This is a genomic window from Aeromonas sp. 2692-1 (assembly GCF_013085505.1).
GTDB classification, from domain to species: domain Bacteria; phylum Pseudomonadota; class Gammaproteobacteria; order Enterobacterales; family Aeromonadaceae; genus Aeromonas; species Aeromonas hydrophila.
On the sequence record NZ_CP038513.1, the window covers coordinates 4614971 to 4630066 of the forward strand.

The window sequence follows — 15096 nt, forward strand, 5'->3', positions numbered from 1 at the left end:
ACTCAGTCGGGGTGGAGCTGGCAACACCATAGCGTTGAAGCCCCGACTGTTTACTCAACCAGGAGAACCCCATGGCCACGACCACCAAGACGCTGAGCACGACCGCCTGGGTGCTGGTCTCCAGTGCTGTCAGCGGCACCATGGAAAACAAGACCGGCCAGCTGGTGATTTTCCGCACTGGCAATACCCTGCCGGCGCCCACTGAAATGGTTGGCCTGACGCTGGAACGCGAAAAGCGTGAAAGCTGGAGCTTTGACCCGGCCCAGAATATCTATGCCCGTGCGCTGGAACAGCCTGGCGGCCCGCTGGTTGTGGTGGAGGGATAACCCATGTTTGGCGACAGCTTCCTCAAGGGCCCCAGCACACCGTTGCCGGCGCGCAAGAAAAGCGAAGTGCGTTGGTCTGGCTTGACCGGTGTCTCTATCCCTGGTGATACCAACCGCGATCTGGTTGCCTTGCTCAAAGCCTTGCCGGCGCCTGCTGCTGGCACGCTGGCCCCGTTTTTCAACACGACCAGCGACAAGCTGAACGTCTACAACGACAACGCCAGTGTGGCTTTTAAGCTCAACCTGGAAGGCAGCTGGACCGGCGGCAGTACCAACCGATCCATGCAGCTCGATTTTGTCGGCACCAATGGCAACCGCCTGGTGGCCAGTCGTGATGTCGCCGTCACCAGTGATGTCATCACCCTGGCGACCTTCTTCTCTATCGACAAGAACGGCTTTATCGCGCTGAGCGGCACTAAGCCGGTGATCCGCAGCAATGGTGGCACCTTCAACCTGACCGGCGTGCTGTTGATCGCCGAGCAAATCACCACTGAAACAGTGATATCGGCGGTGTAACCCGCCTGTATTGACCCTTTACAGGAGCATTGAAATGGCACCTCGCAAGAAAGCAGACGACAAAAGCCTGCCGCTGGCAGCGGCAGCAGTGGGCGCGGGTACCGAGCTGGTGCAAGCGCAAACCGAACAGAAACAAGGTGCTGGGCCGGTAGGCCAGGCCGCCGAGGCCGCCGCTGCAGCAGCGACCACCCAGAACACCGGTGACCAGGGTGGCACCAACGCCATCGGCGCCTCCAGCTCGCCGGGGGCGAATCTGAGCGCTGCCATGGCCAGCGATCTGCCTGACTGGCTGCTCGGCCAGTTCGACGTCAAGGCCAAGTCGCCGGCAGGCTTCTGGCGCTGCGGCATCCATTTCCTGCATTCCGGTGTGACCCGCGTGTTTGTGGTGACTGCCAAGGCCGATGTGCCGCACGACCACGACTGCGAGATCCCGTGCTGCTACCTGACCCCGGAAGATGCCCAGCGCGTTCACCAGGAATCCTGGCTGACCGTGGTACCCGACAGCGAAGTGACCAAGGACTAACCCATGGCCATCTACGCGACGAAGCAGGACTTGATCGACCGTGACGAGGGCATGCTCTACAACTTCGCCCTCGACCGCTCGACCGACACCCTCAACGACACCTGGATCGATGAGGCGCTGGCCACCGCCGATGACGAGATCAACGGCTACCTGTCTCGTCGCTTTGTGCTGCCGCTGCCGACCGTGCCGGACCTGCTCAAGCGTCAGGCCGTGGTCATCTCCTTCTACTGGTTGGGCGATCGGGATAACCAGGTCACTGACCTGCTGCAGGATCGCTACGACCGGGCTATCGCCAAGATCAAAGAGATTGCGGCCGGCAAGGTGGATCTGGGCCTGCCCACCCCTGACATGCCGCCCGAGGGCGCGGTCGGCAAGGTGGAGCTGGTTCAGGACAACGAGCGCCTGTTTACCCGCAACAGCCTGAAAGGGGTGCTGTGATGGCGATCTCGGTTGAGGTCTCAACCAGGGGCGAAGAGCTGGCCCGTTATCAGCACCTGCTCGATACCCTGGGCCGCAGCGACCACAAGGCCGAGCTGCTCGAAAGCATCGGTGCCGTGGTCGAGAGCCAGACCCGCCGCCGCATCAGCGACGAGAAGACCGCGCCGGATGGCACACCCTGGGAACCCTGGTCAACGGACTATGCCAAGACCCGCCACGGCAACCAGAGCCTGCTGCAGGGCGATGGCGATCTACTCGACAGCATCGAGTACCAAGTGCAGCGCAACAGCGTGCGGGTTGGCTCTGCGCTGGCCTATTCCGGGGTGCATCAAGATGGGTTCAGCGGTGCCGTGCAGGTGCCAGCGCATCTGCGCCGTATCACCCAGGCGTTCGGCAAGGCGCTGGCCTTCCCGGTGTATCAGTCGGTGGGATCGTTCACCCGCCAGATGGAGATCCCCCAGCGCGAGTTTCTGGGGCTCTCCAGTGACAACCAGACCGAGCTGCTCGCCGTCATCGGCGACTTCTGGCAAGACGTGATGAAGGAGGCAGGCCTATGAGCCGCCCGGATTTTGGCACCATCGGCAGCACTGTCAGTGCCTGCGAGGCGGTGGTGCAGTACCTCAAGCCTTACCTGGAGGCGACCGGCGCCGGCGCCAATCGTCTGATTGACCGGGTTCAGACTGTGGAGCGCCACATCGGCCGCTTCAACGAGGCGGACGATATTAAGCGCTGGATGAGTGGCAAGGAAGGTGGCATCCGCATCTGCGCCCAGCGCGTAGTGGCCATGCAGAACCAGGGCAGCCGCTTGATCGGCATCGTCGAGTTCGTCGCCTTCGTCTTCTGCGCAGAACAGTTTGCCTATGCCAAAGATCAGCGGGCAGAGGTGATCGCCTGCCGCTTGGCCAAGGCGCTGATGCTAAAGGGCGGCTGGGTCGGTACCGGCGCCAGCTCGGCACCAGAATCGGTGCGGGCTGACAACCTCTACACCACCGCCATCGACAAGCTCGGGCTGGCCATCTGGTCGGTGACCTGGCGCCAGGAATGGCCACTGGATGAACCCATCGACGAAGCAACCCTGGACGACTTTCTGCGCTTCAATTTCAAGGCCGAGTTGGCCAATGGCGCCCCTGTCTGCGAGGCAATGATCAACCTGCCTGGCCCCACTGCTTAGGAGCAATCGTGGAACTGTACCTGAAACCGAAAGAAGGGCTGATCATTCGCAAGCCGGATGGCAGCAAGCTGGCCGCAGAGGGTGAGCGGGTACCGCGCACCAGCTTCTGGCTGAAAAGGCTCGCCGACGGCGATGTCGTCAACATGAAACCGGCCGCCAAGGCCACCAACAAGAAAGCGGAGAAGTGACCATGGCTCTCGGAACTATTCCCAATGACGTGCGCGTGCCGCTCGTCTATATCGATATCGACAACAGCCAGGCCCTGAGCGGCAACATTGCCCAGGATCAGAACGTGATGCTGTTCGGCCAGATGATCGATGCTGGCGGCGACGCCGGTACCGCCACGCCGCTGCAGGTAGTCGAGGTGCCGGTCAGCGAGTCAGCCATTGATGCTCTGTTCGGCGTCGGCTCCATGATGGCGCTGGCCGCCAAGCGCTATCGCAAGGCCAACAGCTACACCCGCACCTTCGCCTTGCCAATCGGCGATATCAGCGCCGGCGCGGCGGCTGCCGGCTCGTTCAAGTTAACCGGCCCCGCCACTCAGGCCGGCACCATCTATCTGTTGATCGCCGGCCAGCTGCTGCAGGTGGGTGTGGCTGCTGCCGCCACTGCTGCCACCATCGCCACCAACGTGGCCGCCGCCATCACCGCCGCCAAGAACCTACCGGTGACCGCCGCCGTGGATGGCACCGACACTGCCAAGGTCAACATCACTGCGAAGTGGAAGGGGCTGACCGGCAACAGCATCGACCTGCGTTACAACTACAACGCCGGCGAGCAGCTGCCGCCAGGAGTGACCATCACCACCGTGGACATGACCGGTGGATCTGGCGCCCCCGACATGGCCGCCGTCATCAGCGCGATGCCAGATGAGTGGTACAACCACATCATGATGCCGTTCAACGACACGACCAGCCTCAACACCTTGCGTGACGAGCTGCTCGAACGTTGGGGCCCGCTCAAGATGAGCGAGGCCATCGCCTATACCGCGTTCCGTGGTACCTACGGCGAAACCATCACCTTCGGCGAGGCCCGCAACGACTTCCTGATCTCCTGCATGGGTACCAGCAAGTCGCCGAGCCCGGTCTGGGAGTGGGCGGCCAGCTATTGCGGCATCGCGGCCTATCACCTGGCCATCGATCCGGCGCGGCCGCTACAGACCCTGGTGCTGCCCGGCATCCTAGCCCCGGCCAAGGCCGACCGCTTTGCGTTCGACGAGCGCAACAACCTGCTCAAGTCCGGCATCGCCACCCATCAGATCCAGCCCGGCGAGGTGGTGGCCATCGAGCGCGAGATCTCGATGTATCAGCTCAACAGCTATGGCGATCCTGACCCCAGCTACCTGGACATCACCACGCCGGCCACCCTGGGCAAGATGCGTTACGACATCAAGGTGATGGTCACCAACCGCTACCCGCGCCATAAGCTGGCCGCTGATGACGTACTGCCGCTGCTCGACCCGGCGCAGCCGGTGGTGACACCGAAGCTGATGAAGGAGGCCATTCTGGAAGTGGCGCTCGGCTGGGTGAGTGCGGGCCTGATGGAAAACTTTGATCTGTTCAAAGAGACCCTGGATGTCACCCGCGACACCAGCGATCGCAACCGCCTCAACTGCGTCTGCCACCCGGACGTTGTCAACCAGCTGCGCGTCTTCGCAGCCCTGATCCAGTTCAAACTGTAAGGAGACCACCATGGGACAAATCCTGGGTGAAGTGACCATTCGTGTGAATGGCAAGCAAATCAAGACCAAAGGCGGTTCTACTCTGGATCCGGGCGGTAACGACTGGACTCAGCATGTCGGCCCAGGTGTGGTATGGGGTGAATCAAAAAAGTATTTGCCGCCAAAGATTGAGAACCTGTCCATCGCCGCTGATGAAGATGTCGATATCATCGATATCAAATCCATCAGAAATGCCCAATTGGTTTGGGATGGTGATAACGGTGTCAGCTATATGATGACAGGTTGCGTATGCGGTCAGGCAACGCTTAATGAAGAGTCTGGCGATATTAAAACCAGCTTTATGGGTCGCAAGATTGTAAGGGTTTAATTATGGCTGTAATGACCTTCAATCTTGAACATGGTTATAAAGTCACTGATGCTGATGGTGAGGCTACTTATGAAAAAGAAGTTGGCCTGCGCGAATTAACAGCCAGTGACATTATTGATTCGCAACTTGAAGCTGAGCAGGTTGTTGAATTGGCGAGCGGTAAAGTTGCCGCTTATACATCTGATGTTCGCATGGGCCTTAATATGCTGTGCCGCCAAGTTGAATATATTGGCGAAATTCAAGGCCCGTTGAATATGAAACAGCTGCGCAATCTTCATCGTGATGATCTGACATTGCTGCAAAACAAAGCAGCAGAGCTTGATCGACTGGTGCTGGAGGAGATTGCCAAGCGGGGGCGAGTTTAAGCAGCTGGCTGAACCATTGGAGGCGTTTCTCTTTTTCATGGGGAATCGCCTCCCTATCAGCGAGCTGAAATGTTACTCCATCCGTCGCTTGCTAAAGATCCATGAGCAACTTAGCCGCCCGCCATCACCACCACGTCGTAAATAGAGGTCATCATGGCCAATAAACTTGTCACCGATATCGTCATCAATCTGGCTGGCAATATGGCCGCCAAGGCCCGTCAATATGGTCAGTCAATGAGTCAGTTTGCCGCCCAAAGCAAGAGTGCACTGGCGATGATGAACTCGACCATGGCCGCTACCAGTCAGGGCATTGATACCTTTGGCAATCGGTTGGTATTGGCTGGTGCTGCCTCTGCGATCGCCTTTGAGCGTACCTTTATTAAGACCGCTGCCGAGTTCGAGCGGTATCAGATCATGCTCAATAAATTGCAAGGGGGGCCGGAAGGTGGCGCCAAGGCAATGAGTTGGGTCAAGCAGTTCGCCCAAGACACCCCCTATGCCGTCAACGAGGTGACCCAATCATTCGTCAGATTGAAGGCGTTTGGCCTCGATCCGATGGATGGCACCATGCAGGCCATTGCCGATCAGGCCGCCATGATGGGCGGAACAGCCGAAACGATGGATGGCATTTCATTGGCGCTTGGTCAGGCATGGACGAAAGGAAAGCTGCAGGGCGAAGAGGCGCTGCAACTGCTGGAACGTGGCGTGCCAGTTTGGGACTACCTGCAGAAGGCCAGCAAGGAGCTTGGCAAGAATAACGGCCTTGGTTACACCAACCAGCAATTGCAGGACATGGCCAGTAAAGGTCAGTTGACCAGGAAAGCGATCAAGGATCTTATCGACCAGATGGGTCTGGCATCGAAGGGGGCAGCGAAAACCCAGATGGAGAGCTGGAACGGCATGATCTCCAATATGGGCGACAGCTGGACCATGTTCAAAACCGATGTGATGGATAGTGGCGCCTTTACCGTGCTCAAGCAGGAGCTTGGGTCGCTGCTCAAGCAGCTTGACGAGATGAAGAAGACCGGAGAATACGATGAACTGGTAGAAAAGATTGGTGGAAATCTGGTTGATTCATTTAAGGCCGCTGCTGAGGCAATCCGTGATGCCAAGGAACTTGGCGCCGAGCTGATCCCTGTTCTCAAGTCTGTTGGTGAGACAGCCAATGGCATCGCTGACATGGTTGGAGGGTATGAGAATCTGGCCAAGATCCTGGGCAGCATCTATCTGCTCAACAAAGGCGGTCGATTGCTGGCGCCGGTTGCCAAAGGTGCCATGGCTGCCGGTGGTTGGGCTGCAGGTGCCATTTTCAAGAAAGGAAAGGGCGGTGCAGGTGGTATCGGTGATGCCATGGCCGATCTGGGAGCAACTCCGGTCTATGTGGTCAATATGCCGGGTTCTGGATTTGGAGATGGATCTTTGACTCCAGCAGGTAATCAGGCTGGCAATAAGAGTGTTCTTAACGTTCAGAAGCTGATCGCTGGAGGAACAGCGCTGTACGGTGTCTCGCTTATTCCTGAACTTGGCGGGTTGCCATCGTGGAGTCGTCAGGAGGAGCGAGCAAAGGAGCTGGCTAATAAGGGTAATGGCTTGTTTAACCTGAATGCAGATGGCATTTCTCCTGCACCAGGTATTCTCGATGTGTTTGATGAAATGAAGGCCTTTTTTACCAGGGACATAAGCGCCAGCCCGCGCCCGGATAATTTGTCTGGCACCCTTGATATCAACGTCAGGGATGATCGCATTACCGTCCGTACCCGTGATACTGCCCCAGGCCTCCAGGTGCGCGTGGATAACGGCCCGTCACTGATGCCATAAGGAGGCTTTGCATGAGCTTTGAAGAGCGTTTGACCGCCTCCATTCGGGGCGTGGAGTTCCTGCTGAACACCGTGGATGGAAAGGGTGGCCGCCGCGCCATCCCCCGCGAATACCCAAAGCGTGAAAGTGGCTGGACCGAAGACAATGGCGCCGTGCTGACCAACGAGCAGATCACCGGCAAGCTGGTCGGAAAGGATTATCTGGCACAGCTGCGCAGCTTGCTGGATGCCCTGAACCAACCCGGCCCCGGAGAGATGATCCATCCCTGGTGGGGCGTGCGCACGGTGCAGGTAGGCGAAGTCAGCCACCGCCTGGACAACGAAGAAGATGGCGTCGCCTATGTCACCTTCACTGTATGGGAAGCCGGCACCAGGTTATTCCCTTCTGCCGCCATCGATACCGCGGCCACTCTGGGCAATGCAGCTGATGCTGCTCAGGGCGCTACCGAGCAATCCTTTCTGGACCGCTTCTTGGCGGGTATCGATAACATGGGCCCCATGGTCGATACCTTCCTGGATGATCTGGATGAGTTGACCCGTGGCTTGCCATCCCTGCCTGACCAGTTCCGCGAGTGGACCGATCGCCTGATGCGGGCCAAGGATAGTGTGGGTTCCTTGCTGGCCTACCCTGGCGAACTAGCCCGAGAGGTGACCGGGATCGTTGAAGATATCAAGGGTGTCGTCACCGACCCTATCCGCGCGCTCTCTGTCTATGACCTGGTCAGCCGTCGCTGGGAAGGTATGCGCGCAGAACTGGCCATCACTGGTGGACTGCCGACAGGGATCCTGACTGATGCCGTCGCCGGCTCTGCATCATCCGTATCCACTATCGATACTCCCTCAGAGCGCGACGCCGCCATGGCCAATGGTGAAGCCTTTACTGCCTTGATCGAGCGTGCAGCTGCAACAGCGGCTGCCAGTGCCATTGCCAGCGCCAATTTTGGAAGCGAGCGGGATTTCACGGCGCCCGCTGATGGGACTGTCACCATAGGCCAGTCATTGACAGGTGATCAGGTGGGTAACCAACTGAGCAGGCCAATGGTGATGAATGGCGTAGTCGGGGCAGATCGCAACCTGTTGCTCACTGCCGATGATCTGGAGCAACTGGCCAACTACTGGGCCAATCGGTTGGCAGAACTGGCTATGGAGGCTGTCGAAGATGAGCAGCGCAATATCTGGCGCGCCCTGCGGGATCTTCGTCTTGCACTGCTCAATGACAGCCGAGAACGCGGGGCCAAGTTGCCACGTCGTCGCGAGATAGCCTTGTCATCCACTACTGCATCAGCGCTGCTGGCATGGCAGCAGTATGGCAATATTGAGTACCGAGATCAGCTGGTATTGGGTAACAAGCTGCGTGACCCGGCCTTCATTACGCCGAGCACCACCATTCAGGTGATCGACGAGGTGAGCAATGGCTGAACCCATTACCTTGCGCGTAGATGGCCAGCTCTATGACGGCTGGCAGAAGGTGCGCATCACCCGCAGCCTGCGCGACATTGCCGGTGATTTTGAGCTGAGGCTGACCCGTAAATGGGATGATGCCAAGGCCATGGTGATCCGCGAGGGCAGTGCTTGCACCGTGGCCATCGGCCCTGACCTGGTGCTGACCGGTTATGTGGACGACTTCACTCCCAGTTACGATGCCAAAGAGGTGGAGTGGGTGGTCAGTGGGCGTAGCAAGACCAGCGACCTGGTGGACTGCTCGGCAATCTACAAGGCGGGATCATGGACCAACATCAAGCTGGACAAGGTTGCCCGTGACATCAGTGCCCCATTCGGAATCGAGGTGGTGGTCGAATGCGATCTGGGTGACGTGTTTGCCAAGGTCACTATCGAGCAGGGCGAAACCTGTTTCGAGCTGCTTGACCGCTTGGCCAAGCAGCGTGCTGTGCTGCTCACTACCAATGAACGTGGGCAGCTGGTGTTGACTCAGGCCAGCGATCTGGCGATGGGGGCCAGCCTCATCCTGGGGGGGAACATCCTGGCTGCGCGTGGTAATTTCAGCATGCGCGACCGGGCATCAGAATGGATCGTCAAGGGCAGCAGTTATGCAGGTGGTGCAACCTGGGACAATCTTGCCCCCGCTACTATCGGCGGTCAGAAGGCCGTCATTACTGACCCAGCAGTTCCACGCTATCGCCCGCGCATCATTATCGCCGAGGATGTCACTACCGTGGCTGGCGCCAGTAAACGCGGCCAGTGGCAAAAACAGCGCAGTATCGGAGAGGGTACCCAGACCGAGATCACCGTCGCCGGGTGGCGCACCAAAGGCATGGAAGGCGACCAGGGCCCACTCTGGCGCATCAACCGGATGTGCCCCATCAAGGACGATATACAAGGGCTGAATGAAAGCTGGCTTATCGTCTCCATCACGCTGATAGAAGACGACCAGGCAGGCAGAGAGTCCATCATCAATCTCACCCCGCGTGAGGCCATGTTGATCCCTGCCGAGGTAGTCAAACAGCAGACCAAAGAGGTGACCACATGGTAAGTCTTCGTGATGTGCAAAAGCTGCTGGCCCCGTTACAGCGTCGCCTTCGCCTGATTGCCGATCGTGCCATCGTGACCATGGTCAATGATGCCCTACAGCGGCAGGGGCTGCAGCTCAAGGTATTGGCTGATGAGACCGCAGATGATATCGAGCGCTTCCAGAACTATGGCCACACCAGCGTGCCACCGGTCGGGTCTGAGGCCATCGTATTGGGTGTTGGTGGCGCCCGTGCTGGATTGGTGGCTATTGCGGTAGAGCACAAGGGAAAGCGGCCAAAAGACTTGGAGGAAGGAGACTCTTGCCTATACCATCTAGAGGGTCACAACCTCACCTTACATAAGGATGGGCTCGCTGAGTTAACAGCGAAAACCGTCATTATTCACGCCACTGAAAAACTCACCATTATATCCCCTGATACCGAAGTCCAAGGGCCATTACATGCGACTGGACCTATCACATCTGATACCGATGTGAAGGTAGGAAGCATATCGCTCAAGGACCATGACCATGAAGAGGGGGTTGGCGCCCCCGTGTGAGGGGCAATGACAACAGCCATCATTTGGAACAATGAGACCGGCCGAGGCGATATCGAAATAACCTCGGCCGGTTTGCGTCAGGATGATGGCCTCGAAACCATGGTGCTGCAGGTCCTCTTCACTGATGCCCGTGCCGAAGAATCTGACGTGCTGCCTGATGGAACCAACGATCGCCGTGGCTGGCCAGGTGATACCTTTTCCGACGAGCCATGGGGCAGCAAGCTCTGGCTGCTCGACAGATCAAAACTCACCACTGATGTGCGCAATCTGGCTGTGACCTATGCGCAAACAGCCCTCGATCGCCATTTAAAACCCGATTATGCCAAGCTCGTCACCGTTACCGGGTCTATTCCACAATTCCAGATGCTGCAGCTCGATATCGCCATCACCCGTCCGGATGACAGCAAGATGAGCCTTAGCATCAAACAGCGTTGGGAGGCGCAAGCCAATGCCATATAGCGTTCCCACCCTGCGCCAAATCAATGCCAGTGGTCTGTTGGATATCGAATCCAGCCTAGATACCGTGCTGCCAAAGTTCGGCATCGAGCAGGCGCTGAATACCGCTGTCAGTGCAGGCCTTCGCGATGTCTACGATCACCAGATGTGGATCGTGCGCCAGATCATCCCGACGACGGAATCTGATGATCAGACCATCATCGAGACGGCCCAGTTCGAAGGGGTCATCCGCAAACAGGCTACCTATGCAGCTGGCCCAGCCGTGCTGTCTGGCAATGTACCCGCCCCTGTCGGTACCGTGCTGCAACACAAGGACGGTCGGCAATATGTGGTGACTACCAGTGCCAGCCCCAGCAGCGGAACAGTCAATGTTCAAGTGCAAGCGTCTGCTGCCGGTGCCGCCGGTAACCTGGTATCAGGAGAAGTGCTGACCTTGGTCACGCCAGTGGCCGGTCTGCAGTCCAATGGTGTCAGTGGCGATATCAGCGGTGGGGCCGATATCGAGCCCATTTCAGAACTGCTGGAGCGCTTGTTGTTCCGCAAGCGCAACCCGCCAATGGGGGGCGCTGTCGCCGATTATGTGGCTTGGATGCGTGAAGTGCCTGGCGTAACCAGAGCGTGGGCCTATGACGTTTGGCAGGGCGGTGGCACGGTAGGTATCAGCTGGGTTTACGATGACCGGTTAGATATCTTGCCAACACCGACCGATCGCTTATCCATGATGGGCTACTTGTTCCGGCATTCCGATCCAGCCACGGGTGTGCCTGTTGGCCGGCCTGGTGGTATCGAGCCAATCCCGCTCGATCTGCAGTTGAAAGAAACCAATCTGACTATCACGCCGATCCCGGATAACGCTGATATTCGAGCTGCCATTGTCAGCAACCTGCGTGGCTATGGGCGCACCCTGCAGCCTGGTCAGCCTTTGCTGTTGTCGAAGGTAAGAACGGCTATCGGTTCGGCATCTGGAGTAAAGGACTACACCCTCGATCTGACTGCAGACGTTCCTGCAGCAGTGGATGAGCTCAATACAGTTGGGGTAGTGACATGGCCCACTCTGTAGAGCAATGGGGTGATGCGCTTCTTCAACAAATTCCGCGTGGCCGAGCATGGCCGCGTGATCCTGATGCTGCGCTGCCGAAGTATGTGCAGGCATTTGCCAGACGTCTGGCCGAGCTGGAGTTAAGCGCTGACCAGTTGCTGCTTGAAATGAGGCCAGAGACCACCGTTCAACTACTGCCTGAGTGGGAAGAGTATCTGGGCCTGCCGGAATGTGAAGCCACGGAACAGTCTTTCGAACGACGTCGTGCTGCCGTCGTCGAGAAGTATCACCGCAAGGGTGGTTTGCAGATTTGGATGATCGAGCAGATAGCGGCAGCGCTAGGTTTCACCATCAAGGTGCATGAGCAGTGGCCTCACCACGTACTCAGGGACGTCAATTACCCACTTTACCCATCATCTGCTCGCTTCGTACTGAGGGTGGATGTGTACGGCATACCAGAGGACCGCTTTACCGTTCTGGATGATGTGCTGACCCCTCTGCGGGGTAATGCCTCGCTGGTGCTGGAGTGTGTATTGAACAGACTGAAGCTTGCAGGGTTTTACTATTACTTCAACTATACCTCTTAGCAGAAAACTTGAGGGTAGTAAGGCTATTACACTATCATCCGTCTTTCGAATTGCTATCGGTAAGCATAAAAACTCTTTTGATACTGATTGCTTGCATGGATTGACGGTGTGGAAAGTGAAAATTGATCGACGGAAATTTTTGAAAATAATGGCTTTCAGTGTTTTTTCTACAGAAACCTTGAGAGTGAAAGCTGCTTATGCGGAAGTCCATTTAACTACAAGCCAACTATCTGATGGGGACCATTTTTCAGTACTAAGCAATGTCGCATCACCACTTAGATGTGGCATCAAAATTAATAAAAAGAATTCCTAGTAGATGTAGACCCATACCCTCTACCCATTACCGCATTGTTAACTAAAGGTGTAACTATTATGTACTGGCCTGATACTGGAACTGGTGTTGATGTTCAACCTACCCGAAAGCCTGTAGTGTCAGCTATCAGGCAATACTTCACTGAAGGCGGGTTAGGTCAAGTTCCCACCGTTCCTGGTGGTGATTGGTTTAATACGGTGACCAATGAGTTGATCGCTATTCTGGAGATGATGGGGGTTTCCCCTGACAAGGCCGATGACGATCAGATTGCCACGGCTTTGTCTGAATGGATGGTCTCCAAGAACGTCAACCTGCGTCACATTTGGGAACGCAGCATCTTTGATCAGGGGTTAACTCTGGTTGCTGGATCCTTCGAAGAAGGCGCCACCATCACATCCTCAACTCAGGCCATTTGGTTCGAGACGGAGGGTCAGTGTTACACCTGGCTCGGCACTATCCCTTCTGGTGGCCTTGTTATCCCGCCGAACAGCACTCCTGAAGATACTGGCGGGATCAGTCCTGCTGGCAACTGGCTGAGTGTCGGTCTCGGCACCAGGCAAGAGATGAACATCTACACCTTCAAGGGGGCTGATGATTATGACGGCGCCACTGGTACCAATAACTTTAACGCTGTCTCTGCCTACATGACCCACCTCCGTGCGGTTGGTGGTGCCGCCCGTTTCCCGAAAACAGGAACAGGGGTTTACTTCATCGACGGCTTTTCTGAGGCCGTGGATCTCTCTGGCATCGAGATGGTCGTTGATGAGGGGGTGTCTTTTCATATCGCAGGCACATGGACTGAACTGATCACCAAAGGCCTGAAGGTAAATCGTGAATTGCCGCTCCGCATTGGTAGCCAGCAATACACCTTCTATCACGGCATGCACCAGTACCGTAAGCCGTCAGAAGTGATGCCTTCCTTGCTGCAAACGGATGGTTCAGTCGAAATCCCTGAGACCATTCAGGGATCGTACTTCACAGGCTATCGCCTTGAAGCCGGCCGAGCTGCTCTGTCACTCTCTTCCACCGTTGATACGGTGACCGTTCCGCTCTCTGCTACCTCGCAAGTCGGTGTGGCCGCCATACCCTGCAAGATTGGTGATGAAATTGGCTGCTACTGTGCAGCGACGACTGGCCGGTTGATGTTTGGTGTGCTGACGCCAAATGGGCGCAGCGTTGTCATCCAGAATCTGGCAGACCAAGTCACCGTGCTCGATAAAAATGGGGCCTTGTCTACCATCAATCTGCCGACCCCTTACCAGAACACTCGAAGCCAGTTTAACTCGGCTTTGATGTCCGTTCGCATGATCACTAATCGCAAATTCTCGGTGCATGTCAACGAGGTATCTCTGGGGGTTTTCGATGCAGGTGAACCCATTTCCGCTATCTGTTTTGGGGCGGATAATCGCACCTCTGCAGTGACATTTGGGGGGCTTTTCAAGCTGACAAACAGCCGCATGTCTGGGGCTCGACCCTTGCGTCTTATCGCATTGGGGGATTCCACCTCTGATGCGGATGTTCCCTGCAGTCAGCTTGACTATATGAAACAGTTCCTGGCCACGGCAGGCTGCCAGGTGTATGAACTGAATAATCTGGCCGAGAGTGGCGATACTTCTACTGCTCAGCGTGCCCGTTTCGAGGCGGTGGGAATCTCTGGTTACGATATCTGTATTGCCCAGCTCGGTATCAACGATATCCAGGGGGCCATTCCGGTGGCTACCTTTATCGCCAATATGGAGGCCATTGCCGATCGTTGTAATGCAAATGGGGTGAAGTTGATTGTTGGCCTACCCACTACCTGGTATTCAGCCGCAGAAGCAGCCCCTTATGGTCAGACTGGTTTTGATGCCCACAATGACGCATCAGCAGCCCCTTACAAGGCATCTTTGATACGCAGCATGGCGGCAAAGGGGGCCATGATTACCTCTTCTCCGCCAAAGATGCAGGGCGTTATCTCTGCCAAGTGGCTTTCTATTGCAGGGGCTGATTCCGTCCTGATGGACAATATTCATCCCACTGCATATGGCCGCATGATGATGGGGATGGGGACTGCCATGGCTGTGATGGGGGCGATCAATCCTGTGTCTATGCGTCAGTCTGGCGCTACTACGCTTCCTGCCCGATGGGCTGCGGCGTTTGCCACTGGCGCAACAGAGTTCCCCTCGATCTCTATTGAGAATGGCTGCTTGTCGTTCTCTGGTGGGCTGGCTATCACCTCTATCCCGGCCAACGGTACCGTGCTGTTCAATATCGACAAGGAGCTATCGAACGGACGGTATCAATTCTTCTCGCTGCCAGCGCAGAGCGCTGCAGGCCCTGTTGGGTTCTGCAACTTGGCCATTGACCCCAATGGTCAGGTGACTATCTACGCCGTCCCCGCCAGTACGGTACGCATCCCTTTTGATGGCGTATACATCACCAAGTAACCCCCAAACGCTAGAGGATTGATCACTGAAGTAGTTGATCAATC

At 56.9% G+C, this 15096-nt stretch carries 18 protein-coding genes; all 18 read left to right on the forward strand.

Annotated elements, in window-relative coordinates; all coding sequences use genetic code 11:
* Positions 1-71 precede the first annotated feature (71 nt).
* The 18 genes from E5E97_RS21475 (at position 72) to E5E97_RS21560 (ending at position 15052) form a co-directional block, all read left to right on the forward strand.
* The gene (locus E5E97_RS21475) at positions 72-326 is read left to right on the forward strand and encodes a hypothetical protein (RefSeq protein ID WP_171281037.1); all 255 of its coding nucleotides are present in this window, start codon (positions 72-74) and stop codon (positions 324-326) included.
* A gap of 3 nt (positions 327-329) precedes the next feature.
* Positions 330-842, forward strand: coding sequence for a tail needle knob protein (locus tag E5E97_RS21480; protein ID WP_171281038.1), 513 nt, complete (start codon positions 330-332; stop codon positions 840-842).
* Positions 843-876: 34 nt separating this feature from the next.
* Entirely contained in the window at positions 877-1365 is a 489-nt protein-coding gene (locus E5E97_RS21485) for a hypothetical protein (RefSeq protein WP_171281039.1), read from the forward strand.
* 3 nt (positions 1366-1368) lie between these two features.
* A complete protein-coding gene (locus E5E97_RS21490; RefSeq protein WP_171281040.1) occupies positions 1369-1803 on the forward strand; it encodes a gp436 family protein in 435 nt (144 codons plus the stop codon).
* Entirely contained in the window at positions 1803-2360 is a 558-nt protein-coding gene (locus E5E97_RS21495) for a phage virion morphogenesis protein (protein ID WP_171281041.1), read from the forward strand. Before E5E97_RS21490 ends, E5E97_RS21495 begins: the two co-directional genes overlap by 1 nt.
* Complete coding sequence (locus E5E97_RS21500) at positions 2357-2974, forward strand: hypothetical protein (protein WP_171281042.1); 618 nt, start codon at positions 2357-2359, stop codon at positions 2972-2974. The genes E5E97_RS21495 and E5E97_RS21500 overlap by 4 nt, the downstream gene beginning before the upstream one ends.
* An 8-nt stretch (positions 2975-2982) precedes the next feature.
* Positions 2983-3162, forward strand: a complete 180-nt coding sequence (locus tag E5E97_RS21505) for a DUF2635 domain-containing protein (RefSeq protein ID WP_171281043.1) — start codon at positions 2983-2985, stop codon at positions 3160-3162.
* 2 nt (positions 3163-3164) lie between these two features.
* Complete coding sequence (locus E5E97_RS21510) at positions 3165-4655, forward strand: phage tail sheath subtilisin-like domain-containing protein (RefSeq protein ID WP_171281044.1); 1491 nt, start codon at positions 3165-3167, stop codon at positions 4653-4655.
* Between the two features lie 10 nt (positions 4656-4665).
* A complete protein-coding gene (locus E5E97_RS21515; protein WP_171281045.1) occupies positions 4666-5022 on the forward strand; it encodes a phage tail tube protein in 357 nt (118 codons plus the stop codon).
* A gap of 2 nt (positions 5023-5024) precedes the next feature.
* Entirely contained in the window at positions 5025-5387 is a 363-nt protein-coding gene (locus E5E97_RS21520) for a phage tail assembly protein (RefSeq protein ID WP_171281046.1), read from the forward strand.
* A gap of 153 nt (positions 5388-5540) precedes the next feature.
* On the forward strand, positions 5541-7205 hold the full coding sequence (locus tag E5E97_RS21525) for a tape measure protein (RefSeq protein WP_171281047.1): 1665 nt from the start codon (positions 5541-5543) through the stop codon (positions 7203-7205).
* 11 nt (positions 7206-7216) lie between these two features.
* A complete protein-coding gene (locus tag E5E97_RS21530; protein ID WP_171281048.1) occupies positions 7217-8623 on the forward strand; it encodes a DNA circularization protein in 1407 nt (468 codons plus the stop codon).
* Entirely contained in the window at positions 8616-9695 is a 1080-nt protein-coding gene (locus tag E5E97_RS21535; RefSeq protein ID WP_171281049.1) for a phage baseplate assembly protein, read from the forward strand. The genes E5E97_RS21530 and E5E97_RS21535 overlap by 8 nt, the downstream gene beginning before the upstream one ends.
* Positions 9689-10231: a phage baseplate assembly protein V gene (locus E5E97_RS21540; RefSeq protein ID WP_171281050.1), complete on the forward strand. Its 543-nt coding sequence runs from the start codon at positions 9689-9691 to the stop codon at positions 10229-10231. Before E5E97_RS21535 ends, E5E97_RS21540 begins: the two co-directional genes overlap by 7 nt.
* A gap of 6 nt (positions 10232-10237) precedes the next feature.
* Entirely contained in the window at positions 10238-10690 is a 453-nt protein-coding gene (locus tag E5E97_RS21545) for a phage GP46 family protein (protein WP_171281051.1), read from the forward strand.
* A complete protein-coding gene (locus tag E5E97_RS21550) occupies positions 10680-11747 on the forward strand; it encodes a baseplate J/gp47 family protein (RefSeq protein ID WP_171281052.1) in 1068 nt (355 codons plus the stop codon). Before E5E97_RS21545 ends, E5E97_RS21550 begins: the two co-directional genes overlap by 11 nt.
* Complete coding sequence (locus E5E97_RS21555) at positions 11732-12313, forward strand: YmfQ family protein (protein WP_171281053.1); 582 nt, start codon at positions 11732-11734, stop codon at positions 12311-12313. The genes E5E97_RS21550 and E5E97_RS21555 overlap by 16 nt, the downstream gene beginning before the upstream one ends.
* Before the next feature lie 372 nt (positions 12314-12685).
* The gene (locus tag E5E97_RS21560; RefSeq protein ID WP_171281054.1) at positions 12686-15052 is read left to right on the forward strand and encodes a GDSL-type esterase/lipase family protein; all 2367 of its coding nucleotides are present in this window, start codon (positions 12686-12688) and stop codon (positions 15050-15052) included.
* The last annotated feature ends 44 nt before the right edge of the window (positions 15053-15096 follow it).

What these genes read in the sequence shown, in the direction of transcription:
- E5E97_RS21475 (WP_171281037.1), top strand. Translation starts at nt 72, where the DNA reads ATGGCCACGACCACCAAGACGCTGAGCACGACCGCCTGGGTGCTGGTC.
- E5E97_RS21480 (WP_171281038.1), top strand. Translation starts at nt 330, where the DNA reads ATGTTTGGCGACAGCTTCCTCAAGGGCCCCAGCACACCGTTGCCGGCG.
- E5E97_RS21485 (WP_171281039.1), top strand. Translation starts at nt 877, where the DNA reads ATGGCACCTCGCAAGAAAGCAGACGACAAAAGCCTGCCGCTGGCAGCG.
- E5E97_RS21490 (WP_171281040.1), top strand. Translation starts at nt 1,369, where the DNA reads ATGGCCATCTACGCGACGAAGCAGGACTTGATCGACCGTGACGAGGGC.
- E5E97_RS21495 (WP_171281041.1), top strand. Translation starts at nt 1,803, where the DNA reads ATGGCGATCTCGGTTGAGGTCTCAACCAGGGGCGAAGAGCTGGCCCGT.
- E5E97_RS21500 (WP_171281042.1), top strand. Translation starts at nt 2,357, where the DNA reads ATGAGCCGCCCGGATTTTGGCACCATCGGCAGCACTGTCAGTGCCTGC.
- E5E97_RS21510 (WP_171281044.1), top strand. Translation starts at nt 3,165, where the DNA reads ATGGCTCTCGGAACTATTCCCAATGACGTGCGCGTGCCGCTCGTCTAT.
- E5E97_RS21515 (WP_171281045.1), top strand. Translation starts at nt 4,666, where the DNA reads ATGGGACAAATCCTGGGTGAAGTGACCATTCGTGTGAATGGCAAGCAA.
- E5E97_RS21520 (WP_171281046.1), top strand. Translation starts at nt 5,025, where the DNA reads ATGGCTGTAATGACCTTCAATCTTGAACATGGTTATAAAGTCACTGAT.
- E5E97_RS21525 (WP_171281047.1), top strand. Translation starts at nt 5,541, where the DNA reads ATGGCCAATAAACTTGTCACCGATATCGTCATCAATCTGGCTGGCAAT.
- E5E97_RS21530 (WP_171281048.1), top strand. Translation starts at nt 7,217, where the DNA reads ATGAGCTTTGAAGAGCGTTTGACCGCCTCCATTCGGGGCGTGGAGTTC.
- E5E97_RS21535 (WP_171281049.1), top strand. Translation starts at nt 8,616, where the DNA reads ATGGCTGAACCCATTACCTTGCGCGTAGATGGCCAGCTCTATGACGGC.
- E5E97_RS21540 (WP_171281050.1), top strand. Translation starts at nt 9,689, where the DNA reads ATGGTAAGTCTTCGTGATGTGCAAAAGCTGCTGGCCCCGTTACAGCGT.
- E5E97_RS21545 (WP_171281051.1), top strand. Translation starts at nt 10,238, where the DNA reads ATGACAACAGCCATCATTTGGAACAATGAGACCGGCCGAGGCGATATC.
- E5E97_RS21550 (WP_171281052.1), top strand. Translation starts at nt 10,680, where the DNA reads ATGCCATATAGCGTTCCCACCCTGCGCCAAATCAATGCCAGTGGTCTG.
- E5E97_RS21555 (WP_171281053.1), top strand. Translation starts at nt 11,732, where the DNA reads ATGGCCCACTCTGTAGAGCAATGGGGTGATGCGCTTCTTCAACAAATT.
- E5E97_RS21560 (WP_171281054.1), top strand. Translation starts at nt 12,686, where the DNA reads ATGTACTGGCCTGATACTGGAACTGGTGTTGATGTTCAACCTACCCGA.